A 21,606-nucleotide genomic window follows, 5' to 3' on the forward strand; every position below is an offset into this window, starting at 1 on the left:
GCCACCGCGCCGGCACCCGACACCGGGACGACGACCGCACCCGGCCGGGTCGGTGGGGGCGCGGCGGTGACCGTCGTCGCGCTCGTGCTGGCCGTCGCGGTGACCGCGCTGACCGCGCACACCTGGGTCAACGCCCGGTACTTCCTGCGCCGGCCCGTCGACGGGCCGGTCGGGGTCGACGAGACCGTGGCGGTGCTGCTGCCGCTGCGCGACGAGGCCGACCGGGTCACCCCGTGCCTGCGCGCGCTGCTCGCCCAGCGGGGGGTGCCGGGGCTGCGGATCGTGGTGCTCGACGACGGTTCGACCGACGGCACCGCCGAGGTGGTCCGCACGGTCGCCGGCGACGACCCCCGGGTCACCCTGCGCGCCGGGGTCACCCCGCCACCGGGCTGGCTGGGCAAGCCGTACGCCTGCCACCAGCTCGCCGGGCACGCCGACCCGGCCGCCACCGTGTACGCCTTCGTCGACGCGGACGTGGTGCTCACCCCGTACGCGGTCGCGGCGGCGGTGACCGAGCTACGCGCGGCGCGGGCGACGCTGCTGTCGGCGTACCCGGGGATCCTGGTGCGGACGGTGGGTGACCGGCTGGTGCAGCCGCTGTTGCAGTGGTTGTGGCTGACCTTCCTGCCGCTGCGCGCGATGGAACGCTCGCCACGGCCGTCGCTGGCCGCCGCCGGTGGGCAGTTCCTGCTGGTGGACCGGGCCGGCTACGAGCGGGCCGGCGGGCACGCCGCCGTCGCCGACCGGGTGCTGGAGGACATCGAGCTGGCGCGGGCGGTGAAACGCGCAGGCGGGCGGATCGCGCTGGCCGACGGCTCCCGGCTGGCCGCCTGCCGGATGTACGAGACCTGGCCGCAGCTGCGTGACGGCTACACCAAGTCGCTCTGGGCCACCTTCGGTCACCCGGTGGCCGCCGCGGCCGTGGTCGCCGCGCTGCTGCTGCTCTACACCGCGCCGCCGCTGCTGGCGGTGGCCGCGCTGGTGGCGGGTTCGCCGCCGGCCGCCGGGCTGGCCCTGACCGGGTACGCGGCGGGAGTCGCCGGGCGGGTGGTCAGCGCCCGCGCCACCGGCGGCCGGGCCTGGCCCGACGCGCTGGCCCACCCCGGCTCGGTCGTGGTGCTCGGTTGGCTGACCCTGCGGTCGTACCATCTGCGGAAGCGGCGTCGCCTGTCCTGGCGTGGCCGCCCGGTCAGCTAGGAGGCGCGGCATGGCGCGGATCGTGGTCATCGGCGCCGGCGTGGGCGGGCTGGCCACCGCCGCCCGGCTCGCCGTCGGCGGGCACGAGGTGACCGTCTTCGAACGGTCCGACACCGTCGGCGGCAAGCTCGGCAGGTACGTCCACGACACCCCGGCGGGCAGCTTCCACTTCGACACCGGGCCGAGCCTGCTCACCCTGCCGCAGGTCTTCCACGACCTGTTCGAGGCCACCGGCGCGAAGCTCGACGAGTACCTCGACCTGACCCCGCTGGACCCGATCGTGCGGCACGTCTTCCCCGGCGGCGGGCCGGCCCTCGACTCGTGCGCCGACCCGGACGAGTTCGCCGCCCGCATCGGCGCCGCCCTCGGCGACCGGGCCGCCGCCGACTGGCGGCGGCTGTGGCGGCGGGCCGCCCGGGTGTGGACCGCGTCGCACCGGGACATCCTGCGACGTACCGTCGACTCGCCGCGCGACCTGGCGGCGCTGGCCTGGCGGCTGGGTGACCTGGCCGCGATCGGGCCCGGCCGCACCCTGCGCGGGCTGGGCCGCAGCCACCTGTCCGACCCCCGGCTGCGGATGCTGCTCGACCGGTACGCCACCTACACCGGCGCGGACCCGCGCCGCGCCCCGGCCGCGCTGGTCGCCGTCCCCTACGCCGAGCTGACCTTCGGCGGCTGGTACCTGCGCGGCGGGCTGGGCACCCTGGCCGACGCGCTGCTCTCCCGCTGCCTGGACCTGGGCGTGACGGTCCGCACCGGGGAGACCGTCACCCGGATCGACGCCGCCGGGGGCCGGGTGCACGGGGTACGCCTCGCCGGGGTCCACGCGCCCGTCCCCGCCGACGTGGTCGTCGCCAACGCCGACGCGCTCACCGTCTACCGGGACCTGCTGCCGCACCCGGGGCGGCTGGCCGCGCTCACCGACCGCAGCCTGGCCGGTTTCGTGCTGCTGCTCGGGGTACGCGGGGACTCCGGGCTGGCCCACCACAACGTCTTCTTCCCCGACGACTACGACGCCGAGTTCGACGCCGTCTTCGGCGACCCCGGGCGGGGGATCCGGGCCCGACCGGCGACCGACCCGACGGTCTTCGTCACCGTGGCCGACGACCCGATGGTCCGTCCGGCCGGGCACGAGGCGTGGTTCGTGCTGGTCAACGCCGCCCGCCACGGCACCGCACCGGACGCCGTGGACTGGCGTCGGCCGGGGCTCGCCGACGCGTACGCCGACCGGATCCTCGACGTGCTCGCCGCGCGCGGGGTCGACGTCCGGGACCGGCTGGTGTTCCGCGAGATCCGTACCCCCGCCGACCTGGACGCCGCGACGGCCGCGCCCGGCGGGTCGATCTACGGCACGGCCGGTGGGCTGCTCCGCCCGGCCAACCGGGGCCCGGCGCGCGGGCTGTGGCTGGTCGGCGGCTCCACCCACCCCGGCGGCGGCCTGCCCATGGTCACCCTGTCCGCGCAGATCGTCGCCGACGAGATCGGCCCCGCCTGGTAGGCCCAGCCCTGCCTGGCCCGCCGGGCCGGGGCCGCGTCGCGGCCGGATGGCCACTGTTGCGGCGAAACAGCGGTGTCCCGCGTCTCGGAGGCCGCTGTTTCGCCGACATTGAGTTGATCATCGCCCGGCCGCGTCGCCGACCAGGCGGCGGGAGTGTGACGGCGAGGTGCCGGGGGTACAGGGGCCGGCGGCGGGGGCGGGCGGGTCAGCCGGCGTCGAGCAGGGCGCGGCGGACGGTGGACAGCAGCTGACCCAGGCCGAAACCGGCCAGCAGCACCCAGACGGCGGTGGCCATGGTGATGGTGCCGGCGGCCAGGTCGAGGTCGATCAGCCCGGTCAGCCCGGCCAGCAGCAGCCCGACCAGGGCGACGCAGACCCGGGTTGGCCGCTCCCCCACGGTGACCGCGCCGATCTCCCGCATCCCGGCGGCCACCGCGCGGGCCCGCACGTACTCGTGCAGCCAGGACAGCGCGCCGGCCGCGACCACCAGCGCTCCGGGTGCTCCGACCAGCCAGAACGCCGCCAGCCAGGCGATCTCACCGAGCCGGTCGGCGACCGAGTCGTAGACGTAGCCGAGCCGGGTGGTCCGGCCGGTGGCGACCGCGACCGCCCCGTCGACGCTGTCGGCGACCGAGGCGAGCAGCACGAACAACGCGCCGACGATCGGCCCCTGCCCCGACCGGGCGCTGAACAACGGCACGCACAGGCAGAGCAGCACCCCACCGACGGTCACCGCGGTCGGGGTCACCCGCAGCCGACCCAGCACGTAACCGACGTGGTACGCGAAGCGCAGCCAGGCACGGACCACCGGCGCGGCGACCCGGGGGTCGAAGCCGCCGTGCAACCGTGCCCACGCGGTCGCGTACTCGTCCCACTTCAGCTGTGTGCCCACCATCGGTCAACCGTCGCGGCGCGGTCGAGGTGTCGGGGCCGGCGCGTTCACACCCGGGCGTCGGCCCGCAGGCTGCGCCACACCTCCCGGGTCGCGGGCGAACGGTTGAGGGTGATGAAGTGGATGCCGGGCACCCCCTCGTCGAGCAGCCGGGCGCACATCTCGCTGGCCTGTTCGATGCCGAGCCGGCGGACCGCCTCCGGGTCGTCGGCGACCCGCTCGAACCGCGCGGCCAGCGCGGGCGGGAACGGCGCGCCGGACAGCTGCACCGAGCGTTCGATGGTGCCGATCTGGGTCACCGGCATCACCCCGGCCAGGATCGGGGTGTCGCAGCCGGCCGCCGCCACCCGGTCGCGCAGCCGCAGGTAGTCGTCGGCGTCGAAGAACATCTGGGTGATGGCGAACTCCGCGCCCGCCCGGCACTTGCGGACGAAGTGCGCGGTGTCGCTGGCCACGTCGGCCGAGCGGGGGTGCTTGTAGGGGAAGGCGGCCACCCCGACGCTGAAGTCGCCGGCCTCGCGGACCAGCCGGACCAGGTCCTCGGCGTAGTCGACGCCCTCGGGGTGGCGGACCCACTCGCCCCCCGGGTCGCCGGGCGGGTCACCCCGGACGGCGAGCACGTTGCGCACCCCCACGCCGGCCAGCCGCCCGATCACGTTGCGCAGCTCGGCGACGGAGTGGTTGACGGCGGTCAGGTGGGCCATCGGCAGCAGGGTGGTCTCGGTGGCGATCCGCTCGGTCACCGCGACCGTGGTGTCCCGGGTCGAGCCGCCGGCCCCGTAGGTGATCGACACGAACGACGGGCGCAGCGGCTCCAGCTCCCGGATCGCCTGCCAGAGCAGCCGCTCCCCCTGCGCCGTCTTGGGCGGGAAGAACTCGAAGGAGAACGTCGGTTGGCGGTCGCGGATCAGCTCCCCGATCGCCGGCTGGGGATTGGGAAGGACGGAGGGAAGACCGAGCGCCACGTGACGACTCTAGCGGGCGACGCCGCCCGCCCTCACGCACTTCCCACCGGAGCATCGACACCCACCGAAACCTGACGTCGGTCGCCGCCGCGGACGGCGTCGTACCCCGGGGGTAGAACGAGGGGGCGCGGGTGGCACCGGTGGGGGCCGGTGCCCGGGGTCACGCGCGGGGGTCGGCAGCACGCCACCGTGGCACGCCGGCCGCCCTGCGGGGCGGGCGGGCCGCGCCGACATCCGCCGGAGGACCGATGACCCCGTCCGACCCCCGCCCGCTCGGGCCGCTGATCACGCAGCTCCGGCTGGCCCGGGGCTGGAGCCAGCGGCGGCTCGCCGACGAACTCTGCGCCGCCGCCGGCACGGCCACCCTGACCCGGCACGAGGTGTCCCGCTGGGAACGCTCGGTGCGCGTCCCCGGCGACCGCTGGCGGCGGCAGCTCGCCGTCGTGCTCGACGCCCCGATCGGGCCGCCGTCCGCCGGGTCGTCCCGCGCCCGGCGGGCCGGTCCGGGCCGGAACCGCCGCACCGGGGCCGACGGGCCGACCGGCCTGCGGACGGGCCGAACGGCGTCCGCAGGGGCCGGTGCGCCACCGGAGCGACGCCGGGCCGGCGTGACGTCGGGCCGGCCCGGTGTCGGACGCGCTCCGTCCCGTCCGGCCGGACGCCCCGACCGGCCGGCCCACCCGGGGCAGGCGGCGGACCGGGTGACGCGCCGAGGCGCTGGTGAGGCGGTGGCGGTGGGGACCGGCTAGCGTCGTGGCGTGACCCACGCTGCTCCCGTCTCCCCCGTCGACCGTGCCGGCCTACGGCAGCGTGTCGACAAGGCGCTGACCGAGTTCCTGGCCGGCCGGCGTAGCTGGATGGCCGGCATCGACGACGCCCTGACGCCGCTCGCCGAGACCATCGAGGGGTTCGTGCTCGGTGGCGGCAAACGGCTGCGCCCGGCGTTCGCGTACTGGGGGTTCCGGGGGGCCGGCGGGGTGGACGCCGACCAGGTGGTGACCGCCCTGGCGGCGCTGGAGTTCTTCCAGGCCAGCGCCCTGATCCACGACGATCTGATGGACCGCTCCGACACCCGGCGCGGCGAGCCCGCCGTGCACCGGCGGTTCGCCACCCGGCACCGCGCCCACGGGTGGGGCGGCGACCCGGACGCCTTCGGCGACGCGGCGGCGATCCTGCTCGGCGACCTCTGCCTGGTCTGGTCCGACGAGCTGCTGCACTCCGCCGGGCTGGACCCGCACACGGTGGCGCGGGCCCGGCCGGTCTTCGACGAGATGCGCGGCGAGGTCACCGTCGGGCAGTACCTGGACGTGCTGACCCAGGCCACCGGGGAGGTGTCGCTGGACCGGGCGGGCAAGGTGGCCCGGTACAAGTCGGCCAAGTACACCGTCGAGCGGCCGTTGCTGCTCGGTGCCGCGCTCGCCGCCGCGTCCGCCGACGTGCGCACCGCCTACTCGGCGTACGGGTTGCCGCTCGGTGAGGCGTTCCAGCTCCGCGACGACGTGCTCGGGGTGTTCGGCGATCCGGCGCAGACCGGCAAGCCGGCCGGGGACGACCTGCGCGAGGGCAAGCGCACCTACCTGGTCGCGGCGGCGGTCCAGGCCGCCGACGAGGCCGGCCGGGAGCTGCTGCTCGGCCGGCTCGGCGATCCGGAGCTGGACGGGGACGGGGTGACCCGGCTCCGTGAGCTGATCGCCGGCACCGGCGCGCTGGCCCGTACCGAACAACGCATCGTCACCCTGACCGACGCCGCGCTGGCCGCCCTGGCCGGCGTCGACCTCGACACCGAGGCCCGGCAGGCCCTGGTGGACCTCGCCATCGCCGCCACCCGCCGCGCCGACTGACCCCTCAGGCGGCGCGGCGGGGCGGGTCAGAAGCCGAGGGCCTGGGCGCGGCGTTTGACCTCGCGGGCGTGGTCGCCGCCGAGGGTGGCCGCGCCCGTGCCGCCGGAGAGGGTGTCGTCGGGCTCGTAGAGCCAGCGCAGGGCGGCCTCGTCGTCGTAGCCGGCGTCGGCGAGCAGGGTGAGCACGCCGGGCAGGTGCTTGAGCACCGTCTTGTTGGCGACCAGGTCGGCGGGGATCCGGCGCACCCCATCGCGGCGGACGGCGAGCAGTTCGCGGTCCCGGATCATCTGGTGGACCTTGCTGATCGACAGGTCGAGCCGCTCGGCGACGTCCGGGAGGGTGAGCCACGCGGCCGGGTCGCTGGGGCCGCCGAGGTCGCTGCCGGCGGACTGGTCGGCGGGTACGGGTTCGGTCACCGGACCACCCTGCCACGTCGCCCGGCCGCCCGTGCAGCGGCACCCCGTCGGGCCGGGGCGAGCGCGGCGGGACCGACCGGCACCGACCCCGGCTGTAGCATCCTGTTCAACCTTCACCCTCAGGACACATAGACTCCCTGCCGATGGACATACAGGTCGCCGACACGTTGCTGGGCTCGCTGCTCGACGGGCGCTACCGCATTCGCGGTCGCGTGGCCCGTGGTGGCATGGCGACCGTGTACACCGCCACCGACGAGCGCCTGGAGCGTACCGTCGCGGTGAAGATCATCCACCCGTCCCAGGCCGCGGAGGCGCGGTCCCGGGCGGCGGGCTTCCCGGACCGGTTCACCGACGAGGCCAAGGCCATCGCCCGGCTGACCCACCCCAACGTGGTCGCCGTCTACGACCAGGGCACCCACCAGGGGCTGCCTTACCTGGTCATGGAGTACGTCCGGGGACGCACCCTGCGCGAGGTGCTGGCCGAGCGCCGCCGGCTCAACCCCGACGAGGCACTGGCGATCATGGAGCAGATGCTCGCCGCGATCGCCGCCGCGCACCGGGCCGGGCTGGTCCACCGCGACGTCAAGCCGGAGAACGTGCTGGTCGCGGAGGCGCCCACCGGTGGGGTGGCCAACCTGGTCGACAGCGTGGTCAAGGTCGCCGACTTCGGCCTGGCCCGCGCGGTGGAGGCCAGCGCCGAGGAGGGCGACGGCAACCAGCTGATGGCGACCGTCGCGTACGTGGCGCCGGAGCTGGTCACCGACGGACGCGCCGACCCGCGCACCGACGTCTACTCGGCGGGCATCGTGCTGTTCGAGATGCTCACCGGCCGGGTGCCCTACGACGGGGACCGCCCGGTCGACGTGGCCTGGCAGCACGTCGACAAGGACGTCCCGGCCCCGTCGGTCCTGGTGCCCGGCCTGCCCCGGGTGCTCGACGAGCTGGTCGCGCGGGCGACCCGGCGGGACCCGGGCGCCCGGCCGGCCGACGCGGGCGCCCTGCTGGCCGAGGTGCAGGTGGCCCGGGACGACCTGGGCAACCCGAATGCGCACACCGCCGTGCTGGGCCGGGTGGCCGGGGAGCTGCCGGCGGTGGCCGAGCCGACGATGGTGGTCGCGGCGGTCAGTCCGGTGACCCGGCCGACCTGGGCCCGGTTGCCCGAGCCGGCCGCCCCGCAGCGCCCGCACCGGCGGCGGGCCACCGAGAGCGCCGGCCTGGGGTCCCGCCTGGCGGAGCTGCGTACCCGGGTGATGGGCACCCCGCGCGGACGGCTGTCGGTCGCGGCGGCCGTGGTGGTGGTCGGCCTGCTCGCCGCGATGGGCGGCTGGTGGGTGGGGGTGGGCCGGTACACGGTCGCGCCGCAGCTGGTGAACCTGAGCCGGGCCGACGCACAGGCGCAGGCGGACCGGGCGGGTTTCCAGGTCGCCTTCGCCACGCCGCGCTACGACGAGAAGATCCCCCGCGACGGGGTGGTCGCCCAGGACCCGGGCTCGGCTGCCAAGATCCTCAAGGGTGGCACCATCACGCTGACCCTCTCCCTGGGCCCGGAGCGGTTCCCGCTGCCGGACGTCGTCGGCAAGGAGTTCGACCTGGCCGAGGCCGACCTGACCAGCGCGAAACTGGTGGTCGCCAAGGGCACCCCCCGCTACGACGACAACCTGCCGGCCGGGGTGGTGGTGGACACCAACCCGAAGGTGGGCACCGAGGTGAAGCCGGGCACCAAGGTGACTGTCATCCTCAGCCGGGGCCGCGCCCCGATCACGGTGCCCGACCTGGTCGGCAAGAGCCTCACCGACGCCCGCACCGCCCTGTCCCGGCTCGGCCTGGAGCCGGTCGAGACGTACAAGGAATCCGACAAGCCACGCGACGAGGTCCTCGGGCAGAGCCCGGCCGACGGCGCGGGCGTGGAGAAGGGCACCAAGGTCAAGCTGGACGTCAGCAAGGGCCCGCCGCAGGTGACCGTGCCCCGGGTGGTCGACCTGCCCTGCCAGCAGGCCAAGCAGCAGTTGGAGGGGGCCGGGTTCACGGTGAACGTGCAGTTCAACCCCAACGGCATCGTCCGGTTCCAGAACCCGGGCGAGAACTCGCAGGTGCCGCCGGGCACCCCGGTCACCCTGGGCTGCCTGTGAGCGGCCACCGGCCGGTCGGCTCGCACACCCCGACCTCGGGTGGGCTGGCCAGGGCGGCCCTGCCGTACGTGGACGCGACCGGCTCCCGGGTGGTGCAGGTCTACGTCTCCAACTCGCGGGGCTGGGCGCTGCCGCCCGGCGACCCGGCCCAGGACGCGCTGTTCGCCGAGGGCTGCGCCGCCCGGGGCGTACCGGTCTACATCCACGCGTCGCTGCTGGTCAACCTCGGTTCGCCCACGGCGGCGACGGTGGAGAAGTCGGCGCAGACGCTGGCGCACGCGCTGCGCCGGGGGCGGGCGATCGGGGCGCGGGGCGTGGTGTTCCACGCCGGCAGCGCGGTCGACGCCGGCTACGCCGAGACCGCCATGCGGCAGGTACGCGAGGCGCTGCTGCCGCTGCTCGACGCGACCACGGCCAGCGGCGGTCCGTTGCTGCTGGTGGAGCCGAGCGCCGGTGGCGGCCGGTCACTGGCCTCCCGGGTGGAGCACCTCGGCCCCTACCTGGACGCGGTCGACAGGCATCCGGGGCTGGGCGTGTGTTTCGACACCTGCCACGCCTGGGCGGCCGGGCACGACCTGGCCGTGCCGGGCGGCATGACGGCCACGCTGGACACCCTGGTCGCCACGGTCGGGGCGGACCGGCTCAGGCTGATCCACGCCAACGACTCCAAGGACCTGTGCGGTTCGACCCGGGACCGGCACGAGAACATCGGCAAGGGCAACATCGGCGAGCCGGCCTTCGCCGAGTTGATGGCCCACCCGGCGACCGCCGGCATCCCCGTCGTCGTGGAGACCCCCACCGAGAAACACGAGGGCCACGCCACCGACATCGCCACCCTCACCCGCCTCCACCCCTGACGGCCGCCCCTCCCCCGCACGCCCTCCCCACTCGACACCGCCGGCTCGACGCCGCCGGCTCGACGCCCCCGGTGATCAAGAGGTTCGCGTCAAATGTGATCTCCAGGCTGACGCAAACCTCTTGATCAACGCCGGAAGGCGCGGGCGGCGCGGAAGGTGCGGAAGGTGCGGAAGGCGTCGGTGGGGGTCAGGGGGTGAGCAGGTCAGGGAGGATCTTGGCGGCGTGGTCGACGGCGGTGTCGTCGACGTCGAGGTGGGTGACCAGGCGGGCGGTACGGGGGCCGAGCACCGACAGCAGCACCCCCTCGGCGCGGGCGGCGGTGGCCAGGGCCCGCGCGTCGAGCCGGTGCCCGGTCAGGTCCAGCGGCACGATGTTGGTGCGTACCGGGCCGGCGAGCACCCCGCACGGGGCGAGCGCCTCGGCGAGCCGGGCGGCACGGGCATGGTCGTCGGCGAGCCGGTCGAGATGGTGGGTCAGGGCGTACCGGCCGGCGGCGGCGAGCACCCCGACCTGCCGCATCCCGCCGCCCATCCGCTTGCGCAGGAACCGGGCCCGGTCGATCCGCGCGGCACTGCCCACGACCAGCGAGCCGACGGGTGCGCCGAGGCCCTTGGAGAGACAGACCGACAGGGTGTCGAAGAGCGCGCCGTACTCGTGCAGCGGCACCCCGTCGGCGACGTGCGCGTGCCAGATCCGGGCGCCGTCGCAGTGCAGGGCGAGGCCGGCGGTGTCGGCGACGCGGCGCAGCTCCCGCAGGGTAGCCAGCGGGATCACCCCACCACCGCCCCGGTTGTGGGTCTGTTCCACGGCGATCGCCCGGGTCGGCACCGCGAAGTAGCCGTCCGGCCGGATCATCGCCTCCACCACGGCCGGGTCCAGGCCCGCGCCGAGGGTCGGCCAGGTCCGCGTGGAGATCGCACCGTACGCCGCCGCCGCGCCGACCTCGTACGTCACCACGTGCGCGTCGGCGTCGCAGAGCAGCTCGTCACCGGGCGGGACGACCAGTTGCAGGGCGATCTGGTTGGCCATCGTCCCGGTCGGGGCGAAGAGCGCCGCCTCGTGCCCGAACAACGCGGCGACCTCGGCCTCCAGCGCGTTGACCGTCGGGTCCTCGGCGTAGACGTCGTCGCCGACCTCGGCGGCGGCCATCGCCTCCCGCATCCCGGCGGTCGGTCGGGTCACCGTGTCGGAACGCAGGTCGGCCACCGGACCGACGCCCGCCGTGGGATCAGCCACGGAGCATCTCCGCCACCAGGAACGCCAGCTCCAGCGACTGCTGGGTGTTCAGCCGGGGGTCGCAGGCGGTCTCGTACCGGCCGGGCAGGTCGAGGTCCTCGATGCCCTGGGCGCCGCCGAGGCACTCGGTGACGTCCTCGCCGGTCAGCTCGACGTGGATGCCGCCCGGGTGGGTGTCCAGCCCCCGGTGCACCTCGAAGTAGCCGAGCACCTCGTCGACGATCCGGTCGAAGTGCCGGGTCTTGTAGCCGTTGGAGGACTCGTGGGTGTTGCCGTGCATCGGGTCGCACTGCCACACCACCTTCGCCCCGGCGGCGGTGACCTTCGCCACGATCGGCGGCAGGGCGTCGCGGACCTTGTGGTTGCCCATCCGGCTGATCAGGGTCAGCCGGCCGGGGATGTTGTCCGGGTTGAGCTTCTCGCACAGCTCGATGGCCTCGTCGGGGCTGGTGGTCGGGCCGAGCTTCACGCCGATCGGGTTGGCGATGCGGGAGATGAAGTCGATGTGCGCGCCGTCGAGCTGCCGGGTCCGCTCGCCGACCCAGAGGAAGTGCCCGGACAGGCCGTACGCCCGGCGGTCGGAGACCCGGGTGAGCGCCCGGTCGTACTCCAGGGCGAGCGCCTCGTGGGAGCAGTAGAGGGTGACCGTACGCAGCGCCTCGTCCTCGGTCATCCCGCAGGCCCGGATGAACGCGATGGCCCGGTCGATCTCCCGGGCGATCGCCTCGTAGCGCTCCCCCGCCGGGGAGTTCTTGACGAAACCCTTGTTCCAGTCGTGCACCGCGTGCAGGTCGGCCAGGCCGCCCGCCAGGTAGGCGCGCAGCATGTTCATCGCGGCGGCCGAGTTCGCGTACGCCCGGATCATGCGCTGCGGATCGGCGACCCGGGCGGCCGGGTCGGCCTCCAGCGAGTTGATCATGTCGCCGCGGTAGGCGGGCAGCCCCCGGGCGTCGGTCGGCAGCGACCGGGGCTTGGTGTACTGGCCGGCGACCCGGGCCACCTTCACCACCGGCAGGGACGCGCCGTAGGTGAGCACGATCGCCATCTGGAGCAGCGTGCGGGCGTTGGCCAGCAGGTGACTCTCGGTGTTGTCGGCGAAGGTCTCGGCGCAGTCACCGCCCTGGAGCAGGAACGCCTTGCCCTCGCAGACCAGCGCCAGCTTGCGACGGAGCTGGTCGACCTCGTACGGGGCGACCACCGACGGCACGGTGTCGAGCACCTTGCACACCTCGGCGACCTGGGCCGGGTCGGACCACGGCGGGATCTGCTGACGGGGCAGGTCACGCCACCGGTCGAGGCCGAGCGCGGCGTCCTCGGCCGAGTCGACGGTGGGGCGGCTGGTCTGCAGCCCGGGGCTGCTCACGGCGGGGTAGCTCAGCTGATGCCACTCATGGCGCATGGGAGAAAGCGTACGGCGACGGTCCGGACGCCGCGCCCCCGAGGTGCGGGGTTCCGGAAGGTGGGAGTCAGGGGGTCGGCGAGGGCGCGGGGCTGTGCCCGCCGGGTTCCTCGCCCGCGATGCACCAGTCCGCGCCGTCGCGGGTGACGGTGAACAGCAGCGGCCGGGTGACCTTCTTCGACCCCACCGAAACGGTCACCGAGGTGCTGACCTCCTGCCCCCGGGCACCGGTACGGATGTCGGTGATGGTCGCCCCGGGCACCTGGAAATGGTCGGCGAAGTCACCGTTCGGCCCGGTCGCGGCGGCGTCGAAACCCTCCTGCATCGTCGCGCAGAGCTGGTTGCGGCCGGCGGCCGGGTCCTTGGCGGCCATCGCGTCGAGGTACGCCTGGACCCGCTCCCGGGCCTTGGCCGACGCCTCCTGGGCGGGCACCCGGCTGGGCCCGCCGTCGGCCTCGCCGTCGCCGTTCTGGCCGCAGCCGAGCAGGGCGAACGGCAGCAGGGCCAGCGGTACGACGCCGGCGGTGCGGAGCCTGCGACCCATGCGTCCTCCCCGGGTACGGATGTCGACCGGATGCCGAGCGGCGAGTCTGCCACACCGCACCCGTACGGTGGCAACCCGTCACGGCCGGTCGGCGTTTCGCCAGGTGGGGCCGCCGCCGACCGGGCCGGACAGCCGGGCGGGGAGGGACCGGTGGCCGGTCCCTCCCCGCGCGGGTGGTGCGTCGGGCGCTCGGCTCAGCCGAGGCCGCCCTTGATGGCGCCGATCAGCTCACCGTTGCCGGTGTCGCCGGAGAGTTCCCAGAAGAACGCGCCGCCGAGGCCCTGGTTCTTCGCGTAGGTCATCTTGCCGCCGATGGTGGCCGGGGTGTCGTAGCTCCACCAGTTGCTGCCGCACTTGGCGTACGCCGTGCCGGCGATCGTGCCGGTGGCCGGGCAGGTGTTCTTCAGCACCTTGTAGTCCTCGATGCCCGCCTCGTAGGTGCCGGGGGCCGCGCCGGTGGCGGTGCCGCCCGGGGCGGCCTGGGTCACCCCGGTCCAGCCACGGCCGTAGAAGCCGATGCCGAGCAACAGCTTGCTGGCCGGTACGCCCTTGGACTTGAGCTTCTGGATCGCCGCGTCGGAGTTGAAGCCCTGCTGCGGAATCCCGGTGTACGAGGTGAGCGGCGAGTGCGGGGCGGTGGGGCCCTGGGCGTTGAACGCGCCGAAGTAGTCGTACGTCATCGGCATCAGCCAGTTGAGGTTGCCCACCGCACCGGCGTAGTCGGTGGCGTCGATCTTGCCGCCGTTGCTGCCGTCGGCCGTGATCGCGGCGGTGACCAGGGCCGACGAGCCGAACTTGGCCCGCAGCGCGGAGATCACGTTCTTGAACGCGTTCGGGCCGCTGCTGTCACAGCTCAGACCGCAGGCGTTGGGGTACTCCCAGTCGACGTCGATGCCGTCGAAGACGTCCGCCCAGCGCGGGTCCTCGACCAGGTTGTAGCAGCTCTCGGCGAACGCGGCCGGGTTCTGCGCGGCCTGGGTGAAGCCACCCGACCAGGTCCAGCCGCCGAAGGACCAGATCACCTTGAGGTGCGGGTACATCTTCTTGAGCTTGCGCAGCTGGTTGAAGCTGCCGCGCAGCGGCTGGTCCCAGGTGTCGGCGACGCCGTCGACGCTGTCGGCCGCGGTGTACGCCTTGTCGTAGTCGGCGTAGCTGTCCCCGATCGTGCACCGCCCGCCTGTGGTGTTGCCGAAGGCGTACAGGATGTGGGTGAGCTTGGCGGCCGAGCCGCTCGTGGCGATGTTCTTCACGTGGTAGTTGCGCCCGTAGACGCCCCACTCGGCGAAGTAGCCGACGACCTTCTTGTCCCCGCTGGGCGGCGGGGTGGTGGGCGGCGGGGTCGTCGGGGGCGGCGTCGTCGGTGGGGCCGTGGTGGGCGGCGGGGTCGTCGGCGGCTTCGTCGTGGTGGGCGGGGTGCCCCCGCCGCACGACACGCCGTTGACCGTGCAGTTCAGCGGTGCCTTGTACGGTCCGGTGCCGTTGTAGCCCCAGCTGAAGCTGGCCCCCGGGGCGAGCGGCCCGGCCCAGCTCTTCTTCACCGCCACGTAGTGGTTGCCGCTGCTGGTGACGTCGGCATCCCAGAAGCTGCTGATGGTGGTGCCGGACGGCAGGTCGAACTCGATGCGCCAGGTACTGACGCTGGCGCTGGAACCGTTGGCGACGGTGACCCGCCCCTCGTGCCCGGTCCCCCAGTCCTGGGCCGAGGCGAATGTCGCGGTGACGCTTCCGGCGCCGAACGCCGAGGTCACCGGTACCGCCGCCACGGTCAGCGCCATGACGGCACCGGCCCAGAGGGCGCGGCGGAGCGATCTCTTCATGAGGCGCCTCCTCGAACAGTTAGGAAACTTTCCAAATCGATGGGGAGACGCTACTCACACCGTCATCACTTCGTCAAGATGCGCATCCATCGATTCATCAGCGGCACCGGGCAGCGGGCCGGGCAAGGAAGCGGGCGGTGGCCCGGGCGCTAACCTCGCCACATGACCGTCTTCGACATCGAGATCGACGCCCTGGCCGGCGGCCCGGCCGACCTGGCCGGCTACCGGGGCCGGGCGCTGCTGGTGGTGAACGTGGCCTCCCGCTGCGGCCTCACCCCGCAGTACGCCGGCCTCCAGGCGCTGGCCACCGAGTACGCCGACCGGGGCCTGGTGGTGCTCGGCGTGCCGTGCAACCAGTTCGCCGGGCAGGAACCCGGCACGGCCGCCGAGATCGGCGAGTTCTGCCAGGTCAACTACGGCGTCACCTTTCCACTGACCGAGAAGGTCGACGTCAACGGTCCGGCCCGCCACCCCCTCTACGCGGCGCTGGTCGACACCCCCGACGCCGAGGGGCACACCGGCGACGTCAGGTGGAACTTCGAGAAGTTCCTGGTCGCCCCGGACGGTTCGGTCGCCGCCCGGTTCGCGCCGACGGTGACGCCGGACTCGGCCGAGCTGCGCGCCGCCGTCGAGAAGGTTCTCCCCGCCTGACGGCGCGCCCCCACCCACCGAGCCCCACCCGCCGAGCCCCGCCCCCACCCGCCGAGCCCCGCCCACGACACGGACCGGCCGCGCCGCCACGAAGACCCCTTCACGCCCTTTCGAGCTGACGACGCCAACGAGTCACCCCTCGAACAGGGACGGGTCACCCCCCTGCAGACCCGGCGAGTCACGCCATCCCCTCGCCTGCGAAGGTGGCCGGACCGACGGCGAAACCGGGCCCCCGCCCGGCAGTACCGTCCGCCCCGGCCCCGGTGACGACACGCCACGTGATCCCCCACCGATCACGACACCCCACCCGGCCCGCACGGGCCGTCAGGGACCGGGGACCGGGCTGCGAGTCGTCAACGTCATCAGCTCGAAAGCACCCGCAACGACATCGGTGGGTAGGGCGGCGTCAGGCACTCGACCGGGCGGCCCACCCCCGCTCGGAGGCCGGCACCCCTGCGTCCGGGAAGCAGACCGGAACAGGGACCCCTGCGGACCCGACCCGGCTGGACCGGATGCCGCAGAGCCCACCCGACAGCCGTGACCGCGCCGCCCCGGACGGGGCGACGCGGTCACGGTGGAGCCGGCGGGACGCGGTTCAGGTCAGCCGGCGGCGGACCGGAAGACCGGGTAGTAGCCGCCGGACTGGCCGGCCGCCGTCGGGTGGTACGAGACGCCGAGGTTGGCGAAGTTCAACGCGTGCAGCCACTTCTCGCCGTAGCTGCACAGCTGGTGACCGACGAAGATGGACCGTACGTCGGCGAACGTGAAGCCGGCCGAGGTCGCGGCGGTGCGGGTGATGTCGTCGATCAGGTTGATGCCTTCGTTGATCTTCGCGCGGGAGTTCGCGCTGAGCCCGACGCAGACCGTGCCGAGCTGGTAGAAGACCGGGTAGCCGACGACCACGACCCGGGCCGACGGCGCACGCGATTTGATCCCGTTGTAGACGGTGGCGAGTTTGGCGGGCAGTTCCGCGCGGGCCTTGTTCTCGGCGGCCTGCACGGCCGCCACGCACTGGGTCTCCCCCTGGAGCACGCAGGTCGACATGATCGTGGTGAACCCGACGTCGTTGCCTCCGATGGTGACGCTGACCAGGGTGGTGGTCGAGGTCAGCGCGGAGAGCTGGTTGTTGACCACGTCGGTGGTGGTCGCGCCGGAGCAGGCCACCGACTTGTACGAGGCCGGCTTGATGTTGGTGTTGTACAGCGCGGGGTACGCGTTGGTGCTGCGCTGGCAGGATCCGCTCTCGGAGGTGTAGCTGCCGGCGCCGACACCGGAGGCGTACGAGTCGCCGAGGGCCACGTACCGGTCGGTGGGGGCGGCCTGGACGGGCACCGCCGCGCCGAGGGTCACGCCGATGGACGCCGCGAGACTCACGGCGAGGGTCACGAGTCGGGATCTCCGCACGTCGCACTCCTGGGGGTGAGGAAGTGGTGGTGGGAGATAGATATCACTCAATCACGTGTTTACGGAAGATTATCGATGGGCAACAGGGGTGACTAGGGGTTCACCGACGCGTCACGGCCCCGACGCGCGGCCGACCGCCGCGGCCCGCACGGACTGCCGACATCCACCGCATGACCCGTCGATCAGGTCGGGAATACGCGTCCGATCAGGACGGTTGGTCACCGGCATGACAACTGTGGGACTCATCGGCAGCGGCAACATCGGCAGCACCCTGGCCCGGCTGGCGGTCACCGCCGGCCACGACGTGGTGCTCAGCAACTCGCGCGGTCCGGAGACGCTCAAGGACCTGGTCGACGAGCTGGGCATACGGGCCCGGGCGGCCACCCCGGACGAGGCGGCGGCAGCAGGCGACCTGGTGGTGGTCACCATCCCGCTGCGGGCCTACCGGGACGTGCCGGCCGCGCCGCTCGCCGGCAAGACCGTCATCGACACCAACAACTACTACCCGGAGCGCGACGGCAGCTTCCCCGAGCTGGACGACGAGTCGACCACCACCAGCGAGCTGCTCCAACGGCACCTACCGGAGTCGCGGGTGGTCAAGGCCTTCAACAACATCTACTTCAAGCACCTGCTCGCCCTGGCCCGCCCGGCGGGGGCCGCCGACCGCACCTCACTGCCGGTCGCCGGGGACGACGAGGCGGCCAAGGCCGAGGTCACCGCGTTCATCGACTCCGTCGGGTACGACGCGGTCGACGTGGGGCCGCTGGCCGAGGGCTGGCGGTTCCAGCGGGACACCGCCGCGTACGGCGTCTTCTACACGGCCGACCCGGCGGCGGGCTTCGAGCAGCCGGGCCTGCCGACCGACGCGCAGCGGCTGCGGGACGCCCTGGCCGCCGCCCGCCGCTACGCCGACGCCTGACCGACGCCCCACCGCGCCGGGCGGGACGGCAGCCGCGAGGCCCGTCCCGCCCGGCGCGGCCGGCGGTCGGCCCGCAGCGGTCAGCGGGCGGCCCGCCACTCGTCGGCCAGCACCGCCCACACCTCCAGGTCGACCCGGCCCGCCGGCCCCGGGGCGACCTGACGCAGCGTGCCCTCGTGCCGCATGCCGAGCCGCCGGGCCACCGCGATACTGCGGACGTTGCCGACGCTGGTCCGCCACTCGACCCGGTGGATGCCGCGTTCCCGGATCGCCCAGTCCACGATCCGGGTCGCCGCCCGGGTGACCAGTCCCCGGCCCTCGGCGGCCGGCTCCAGCCAGCAGCCGGCCTCGGCCACCCCGGTCGCGGTGCTGAACGACACGAACAGCACCCCGCCGACCAGGGTGCCGTCGAGCCAGATCCCCCAGATGCCCCCGGCGTCGTCGGCCCACTTGTCGGCGGAACGACGCAGCACCCGGCGGGCCGACTCCAGGTCGGTGGCCACGAAGGACGCCCCCACCCACGGGGCGATGTGTTCCCGGGCCCGGTCCAGGTGGGCCAGGAACTCCTCGGCCTGCCACGGTGGGAGCGGACGCAGCTCGGCGTCCCCGGTCAACGGCAGCGCGAACATCGTTCAGTTCCTCCGGTGTGCGACGGGCAGGCTCAGCCGCAGCGTCGGCCCGACGGTGGGCACGAACCCCAGCGACCGGTAGAGCGCCTCCCCCTGGGGCGAGGCCCGCAGGTCGATCTTGCCGACCCCGCGCTGCCGGTACCAGTCGAGCAGCGCCTCCAGGCAGGCCCGGGAGTAGCCGCGCCGACGGTGCACCGGCTCGGTGACCACGTTGAACACGTACCCGGTCAGGCCGTCGGGGTTGCCGGGGCCGCCGAGGCGCTGCTCGATGGTCCCGGTCGCGCAGGCCGCCAGGACGCCGGGGCGGTCGGGGTCGTCGACGACGAAGACCGCCATCAGGTCGGCCGGCTCGGCCAGTCGCCGGTGCAGCACCTCCCGGGCCGCCTGCTGCCAGGGCCCCGGCGCGGGGGCCATCTGGTCGATGTCGGCCAGCATCACCCCACGCAGGCGGACGATCTCACCGGCGTCGGCGACCACGGCCCGTCGAACGTTGATCACGAACGGACGGTACCGGATGGCGGGCACCGGTCTCCCGACCGCACCACGGCGATCGGGAACGACGGGGACACGACGATCGACCAACTTGCGGCCGGGTCCCGTCCACGGGACGCTGGGGGTCGGCACCGACACCACCTCCGGAGGCGAGATGCCCCAGCTCCGTACCGCGCCGCGCCGGCTGCTCGCCGCCGCCGGCACCCTCCTACTCGGCACCGCACTGGCCACCGTCGGCGGCACGCCGGCCGGGGCGGCGGCCGGCGACGTCGGCTACGTCCGGCTCGCCCACCTCTCCCCCGACACCCCGGCCGTGGACGTCTACCTCTCCGCCCCGGGCGCGGCGACGCCGCAGGTCTTCCCCGCCGTCGGCTACGGCGTCGTCTCCCGGTACCTGCCGCTGGCCGTCGGCCGGTACGCGGTGGCGATGCGACAGGCCGGCGCCCCGGCCAGCGAACCACCGGTGCTCACCACCGAGGTGGCCCTGCGCGCGGGCGAGGCGTACACGGTGGCCGGGGTGGGCCGGTACGCCGACCTCGGCCTGCGGGTGCTCGCCGACGACCTCAGCGCCCCGGCGGCCGGCCGGGCGAAGGTGCGGGTCGTCCAGGCGTCCGTGCGCGCCCCGGTGGTCGACGTGGCCGCCGACGACGGGCCGACCATCGCCGACGCCGTCCGGTTCGCCACCACCACCGACTACCGGCAGGTCGAGCCGGGACGCTGGCGGCTGCGCCTCGGTGGCGGCGGCGGGCCGGGCACCGACGCCGAGGTGACCCTCACCGGGGGACGGGTCTACTCGCTGCTGGTGCTCGACGGCAAGCGGGGCGGGTTGACAGTCGAGCTGCGCGAGGACGCCCGGGGTGGCGGGACCGCACCGGTAGGCGGCGTGCCGGCGGGGGCCGGCGGGCTGGCCACGGGTGGGCTCGGGGCGTACCCGATGATGGCCGGCGGGGTGCTCGCGGGGGCCGTGCTGGTGGGCACGACGGTGCTGGTGCGGCGTCGGCGGCGACCGGTCTGGTGACCCGGCCCGGCTTCGCGATCCGCCGGCACCGCGCCCGGCCCGCGCCGGCCACCGTCCTGGTCGCGGCCGGCGCGGCGTGCTGCCTCGCCGCCGGTGCCGGCGTCGTGGTCGCCGCCGCCACCGGCCCCGGCGGCCCGGACGGAGCACCCCGGCCGGTCGCGGTGGCCGGGGCCTGGCAGCCCGGCTGCGGGACCGGTTGCGCCACCGGGGCCGGCACCCCCCGCGCCACCCCGGCATCCCCCACCCGGGTACGCGTCGCGCGGATCGGCGTCGACTCCCCGCTCACCGCCCTCGGGCTGGACCGGGCCGGCGCCCTGGTCCCCCCGGCGGACTTCACCCGGGCCGGCTGGTACGGCGGCGGCCCGGCCCCGGGCGAGCCGGGGCCGGCGGTGATCGCCGGTCACCTGGACTCGCGGCGCGGCCCCGCCGTCTTCGCCCGCCTCGGCGAGTTGCGTCCCGGCGACCGGATCGAGGTGTGGCGGGGCGACCGCCGGGTGACGTTCCGGGTCACCGGCACGCTGCGTACGCCCAAGGACGCCTTCCCCACCGCCACCGTGTACGGCCCGACGCCCGGCCCGGAGCTACGGCTGATCACCTGCGGAGGCGACTTCGACAGGCGCGTCGGCCACTACCGGGACAACGTGGTGGTCTTCGCCGTCGCCGACCCGCCGGTCGACCCCCTCCCCCGCTCCGCAGCCGACTGACCCGCCCACCGGCACGGCCCCGCACGTCCCGCCCGCTAGGCTCCGGCAGTGCGACTGACCAGCGTGGACGACGTCCTGGCCGCCGAACGCCGGCTCGCCGGGCGGATCGTCCGGACCCCGCTCCTGCCCTGCCCGCAACTCGGCGACGAGTTCGCGCTCGACGTCGCGGTGAAGGCGGAGAACCTCCAGCACACCGGCAGCTTCAAGGTCCGGGGCGCGCTGAACGCGCTGCTCACGCTGGCCGAACGGCAGGCGATGCCCACCGGGCTGACCGCCTTCTCGGCCGGCAACCACGCCATGGCGGTGGCCTTCGCCGGACGTACGTTCGGCCTGCCCACCGTCGTCTGCATGCCCCCGCACGCGGTACCCACCAAGATCGAAGCGGTCCGCCGGTGGGGTGGGGAGGTCGTACTCACCGACGACCTGCTCGCCACCTGCGAGGAGATCACCGCCGAACGCGGCTACCACCTGCTGCCGCCGTTCGACGACCCGGACGTCATCGCCGGCCAGGCCACCCTGGGCCGGGAACTGCTGGCTGACGGTCCACCGCCGGGCCTGGTGCTGGTCCCGGTCGGTGGCGGCGGACTGATCAGCGGGGTGGCCGCCGCCGTACGCGATGCCGTGCCGACCGCCCGGATCGTCGGCGTCGAGCCGGCCACCGCCAACGCCGTCGGCCACGCGCTGCGCACCGGCGGCGACGCCCCGGCGACCCGGCCGGTCTCGATGGCCGACGGGCTGGCCGCCCCGTTCGCCGGCCGGCTCACCCTGGCCCACGTCCGGGAACTGGTCGACGACCTGGTGGAGGTCACCGAGGCGGACATCCGGGCCGCCTGGTGGGACCTGATGGCCGCCACCAGGCTGCTGCTCGAACCGGCGGCGGCGGTCACCCTCGCCGCGCTGCGCACCGGCCGGGTCACCGCCGCCCCCGGCACCCGGACGATCCTGGTCCTCAGCGGCGGCAACGTCTCCCCCACCATGCTGACCACCCTGCCCTGAC

The 21,606-nt window shown here is 74.5% G+C and carries 21 protein-coding genes; 11 read left to right on the top strand and 10 right to left on the bottom strand.

Annotated elements, in window-relative coordinates; translation table 11 throughout:
* Positions 1-84: 84 nt before the first annotated feature.
* Positions 85-1,197, top strand: coding sequence for a glycosyltransferase (locus ACN261_RS00340; protein WP_425853539.1), 1,113 nt, complete (start codon positions 85-87; stop codon positions 1,195-1,197).
* 10 nt (positions 1,198-1,207) lie between these two features.
* Entirely contained in the window at positions 1,208-2,695 is a 1,488-nt protein-coding gene (locus ACN261_RS00345; protein ID WP_425847747.1) for a phytoene desaturase family protein, read from the top strand.
* Between the two features lie 205 nt (positions 2,696-2,900).
* Here ACN261_RS00345 and ACN261_RS00350 read toward each other — a convergent pair whose 3' ends face one another.
* Together ACN261_RS00350 and metF are read right to left on the bottom strand one after the other, a co-directional pair.
* A complete protein-coding gene (locus tag ACN261_RS00350) occupies positions 2,901-3,590 on the bottom strand; it encodes a CDP-alcohol phosphatidyltransferase family protein (RefSeq protein ID WP_204927790.1) in 690 nt (229 codons plus the stop codon).
* A gap of 44 nt (positions 3,591-3,634) precedes the next feature.
* Positions 3,635-4,552, bottom strand: coding sequence for a methylenetetrahydrofolate reductase [NAD(P)H] (gene metF, locus ACN261_RS00355; protein WP_088643011.1), 918 nt, complete (start codon positions 4,550-4,552; stop codon positions 3,635-3,637).
* A gap of 248 nt (positions 4,553-4,800) precedes the next feature.
* Here metF and ACN261_RS00360 point away from each other — a divergent pair, with 248 nt between their 5' ends.
* The gene (locus tag ACN261_RS00360) at positions 4,801-5,301 is read left to right on the top strand and encodes a helix-turn-helix domain-containing protein (RefSeq protein ID WP_421483471.1); all 501 of its coding nucleotides are present in this window, start codon (positions 4,801-4,803) and stop codon (positions 5,299-5,301) included.
* A 9-nt stretch (positions 5,302-5,310) separates the two neighbouring features.
* Positions 5,311-6,393, top strand: coding sequence for a polyprenyl synthetase family protein (locus ACN261_RS00365; protein ID WP_421483472.1), 1,083 nt, complete (start codon positions 5,311-5,313; stop codon positions 6,391-6,393).
* A gap of 26 nt (positions 6,394-6,419) precedes the next feature.
* On the opposite strand, the gene ACN261_RS00370 is transcribed toward ACN261_RS00365, so the two are convergent.
* Positions 6,420-6,809, bottom strand: coding sequence for an Rv2175c family DNA-binding protein (locus ACN261_RS00370; RefSeq protein WP_088643009.1), 390 nt, complete (start codon positions 6,807-6,809; stop codon positions 6,420-6,422).
* A 143-nt stretch (positions 6,810-6,952) separates the two neighbouring features.
* Between ACN261_RS00370 and pknB the strand changes: the two genes are divergently transcribed.
* Both pknB and ACN261_RS00380 read left to right on the top strand, forming a co-directional pair.
* Positions 6,953-8,938 carry a Stk1 family PASTA domain-containing Ser/Thr kinase gene (gene pknB / locus ACN261_RS00375; protein ID WP_421483474.1) on the top strand — a complete coding sequence of 662 codons (1,986 nt, stop codon included), beginning with the start codon at positions 6,953-6,955 and terminating at the stop codon, positions 8,936-8,938.
* The gene (locus tag ACN261_RS00380; RefSeq protein WP_421483475.1) at positions 8,935-9,795 is read left to right on the top strand and encodes a deoxyribonuclease IV; all 861 of its coding nucleotides are present in this window, start codon (positions 8,935-8,937) and stop codon (positions 9,793-9,795) included. The genes pknB and ACN261_RS00380 overlap by 4 nt, the downstream gene beginning before the upstream one ends.
* A 187-nt stretch (positions 9,796-9,982) precedes the next feature.
* Here ACN261_RS00380 and ACN261_RS00385 read toward each other — a convergent pair whose 3' ends face one another.
* The 4 genes from ACN261_RS00385 to ACN261_RS00400 all read right to left on the bottom strand — a co-directional run bounded on the left by ACN261_RS00385 (position 9,983) and on the right by ACN261_RS00400 (position 14,792).
* Positions 9,983-11,002, bottom strand: coding sequence for a threonine aldolase family protein (locus tag ACN261_RS00385; protein WP_421486882.1), 1,020 nt, complete (start codon positions 11,000-11,002; stop codon positions 9,983-9,985).
* 22 nt (positions 11,003-11,024) lie between these two features.
* On the bottom strand, positions 11,025-12,431 hold the full coding sequence (locus ACN261_RS00390) for a class II 3-deoxy-7-phosphoheptulonate synthase (RefSeq protein WP_421483476.1): 1,407 nt from the start codon (positions 12,429-12,431) through the stop codon (positions 11,025-11,027).
* Between the two features lie 67 nt (positions 12,432-12,498).
* Positions 12,499-12,975 carry a hypothetical protein gene (locus ACN261_RS00395; RefSeq protein WP_204927796.1) on the bottom strand — a complete coding sequence of 159 codons (477 nt, stop codon included), beginning with the start codon at positions 12,973-12,975 and terminating at the stop codon, positions 12,499-12,501.
* 194 nt (positions 12,976-13,169) lie between these two features.
* On the bottom strand, positions 13,170-14,792 hold the full coding sequence (locus ACN261_RS00400) for a glycosyl hydrolase family 18 protein (protein ID WP_421483477.1): 1,623 nt from the start codon (positions 14,790-14,792) through the stop codon (positions 13,170-13,172).
* Positions 14,793-14,954: 162 nt separating this feature from the next.
* Between ACN261_RS00400 and ACN261_RS00405 the strand changes: the two genes are divergently transcribed.
* Complete coding sequence (locus ACN261_RS00405) at positions 14,955-15,443, top strand: glutathione peroxidase (protein ID WP_425847755.1); 489 nt, start codon at positions 14,955-14,957, stop codon at positions 15,441-15,443.
* Between the two features lie 600 nt (positions 15,444-16,043).
* Here ACN261_RS00405 and ACN261_RS00410 read toward each other — a convergent pair.
* Positions 16,044-16,847 (bottom strand): SGNH/GDSL hydrolase family protein, encoded by an 804-nt coding sequence (locus ACN261_RS00410; protein WP_421483479.1) that lies wholly within the window; start codon positions 16,845-16,847, stop codon positions 16,044-16,046.
* A gap of 226 nt (positions 16,848-17,073) precedes the next feature.
* Between ACN261_RS00410 and ACN261_RS00415 the strand changes: the two genes are divergently transcribed.
* On the top strand, positions 17,074-17,766 hold the full coding sequence (locus ACN261_RS00415) for an NADPH-dependent F420 reductase (protein WP_363658355.1): 693 nt from the start codon (positions 17,074-17,076) through the stop codon (positions 17,764-17,766).
* 80 nt (positions 17,767-17,846) lie between these two features.
* Here ACN261_RS00415 and ACN261_RS00420 read toward each other — a convergent pair whose 3' ends face one another.
* Together ACN261_RS00420 and ACN261_RS00425 are read right to left on the bottom strand one after the other, a co-directional pair.
* Entirely contained in the window at positions 17,847-18,395 is a 549-nt protein-coding gene (locus ACN261_RS00420; protein ID WP_421483480.1) for a GNAT family N-acetyltransferase, read from the bottom strand.
* Positions 18,396-18,398: 3 nt separating this feature from the next.
* Positions 18,399-18,893 carry a GNAT family N-acetyltransferase gene (locus ACN261_RS00425; protein ID WP_421483481.1) on the bottom strand — a complete coding sequence of 165 codons (495 nt, stop codon included), beginning with the start codon at positions 18,891-18,893 and terminating at the stop codon, positions 18,399-18,401.
* 148 nt (positions 18,894-19,041) lie between these two features.
* On the opposite strand from ACN261_RS00425, the gene ACN261_RS00430 reads away from it, so the two are divergent.
* From ACN261_RS00430 to ACN261_RS00440, 3 genes are read left to right on the top strand one after another with little or no spacing between them, the layout of a single operon-like run.
* Positions 19,042-19,905, top strand: coding sequence for a DUF4397 domain-containing protein (locus tag ACN261_RS00430; RefSeq protein WP_421483482.1), 864 nt, complete (start codon positions 19,042-19,044; stop codon positions 19,903-19,905).
* Complete coding sequence (locus ACN261_RS00435) at positions 19,902-20,609, top strand: class F sortase (protein ID WP_421483483.1); 708 nt, start codon at positions 19,902-19,904, stop codon at positions 20,607-20,609. Before ACN261_RS00430 ends, ACN261_RS00435 begins: the two co-directional genes overlap by 4 nt.
* Positions 20,610-20,657: 48 nt before the next feature.
* The gene (locus ACN261_RS00440) at positions 20,658-21,605 is read left to right on the top strand and encodes a threonine ammonia-lyase (protein ID WP_421483484.1); all 948 of its coding nucleotides are present in this window, start codon (positions 20,658-20,660) and stop codon (positions 21,603-21,605) included.
* Position 21,606: the final 1 nt, after the last annotated feature.

The organism is Micromonospora sp. WMMD723 (assembly GCF_049863385.1).
Taxonomy (GTDB): Bacteria; Actinomycetota; Actinomycetes; order Mycobacteriales; family Micromonosporaceae; genus Micromonospora; species Micromonospora wenchangensis.

Bases quoted from the DNA above. Each gene is read 5' to 3' on its own strand.
- pknB (WP_421483474.1), top strand. From the start codon at position 6,953: ATGGACATACAGGTCGCCGACACGTTGCTGGGCTCGCTGCTCGACGGG.
- ACN261_RS00395 (WP_204927796.1), bottom strand. From the start codon at position 12,975: ATGGGTCGCAGGCTCCGCACCGCCGGCGTCGTACCGCTGGCCCTGCTG.
- ACN261_RS00390 (WP_421483476.1), bottom strand. From the start codon at position 12,431: ATGCGCCATGAGTGGCATCAGCTGAGCTACCCCGCCGTGAGCAGCCCC.
- ACN261_RS00430 (WP_421483482.1), top strand. From the start codon at position 19,042: ATGCCCCAGCTCCGTACCGCGCCGCGCCGGCTGCTCGCCGCCGCCGGC.
- ACN261_RS00415 (WP_363658355.1), top strand. From the start codon at position 17,074: ATGACAACTGTGGGACTCATCGGCAGCGGCAACATCGGCAGCACCCTG.
- ACN261_RS00345 (WP_425847747.1), top strand. From the start codon at position 1,208: ATGGCGCGGATCGTGGTCATCGGCGCCGGCGTGGGCGGGCTGGCCACC.
- ACN261_RS00405 (WP_425847755.1), top strand. From the start codon at position 14,955: ATGACCGTCTTCGACATCGAGATCGACGCCCTGGCCGGCGGCCCGGCC.
- ACN261_RS00420 (WP_421483480.1), bottom strand. From the start codon at position 18,395: ATGTTCGCGCTGCCGTTGACCGGGGACGCCGAGCTGCGTCCGCTCCCA.
- ACN261_RS00360 (WP_421483471.1), top strand. From the start codon at position 4,801: ATGACCCCGTCCGACCCCCGCCCGCTCGGGCCGCTGATCACGCAGCTC.
- ACN261_RS00350 (WP_204927790.1), bottom strand. From the start codon at position 3,590: ATGGTGGGCACACAGCTGAAGTGGGACGAGTACGCGACCGCGTGGGCA.
- ACN261_RS00400 (WP_421483477.1), bottom strand. From the start codon at position 14,792: ATGAAGAGATCGCTCCGCCGCGCCCTCTGGGCCGGTGCCGTCATGGCG.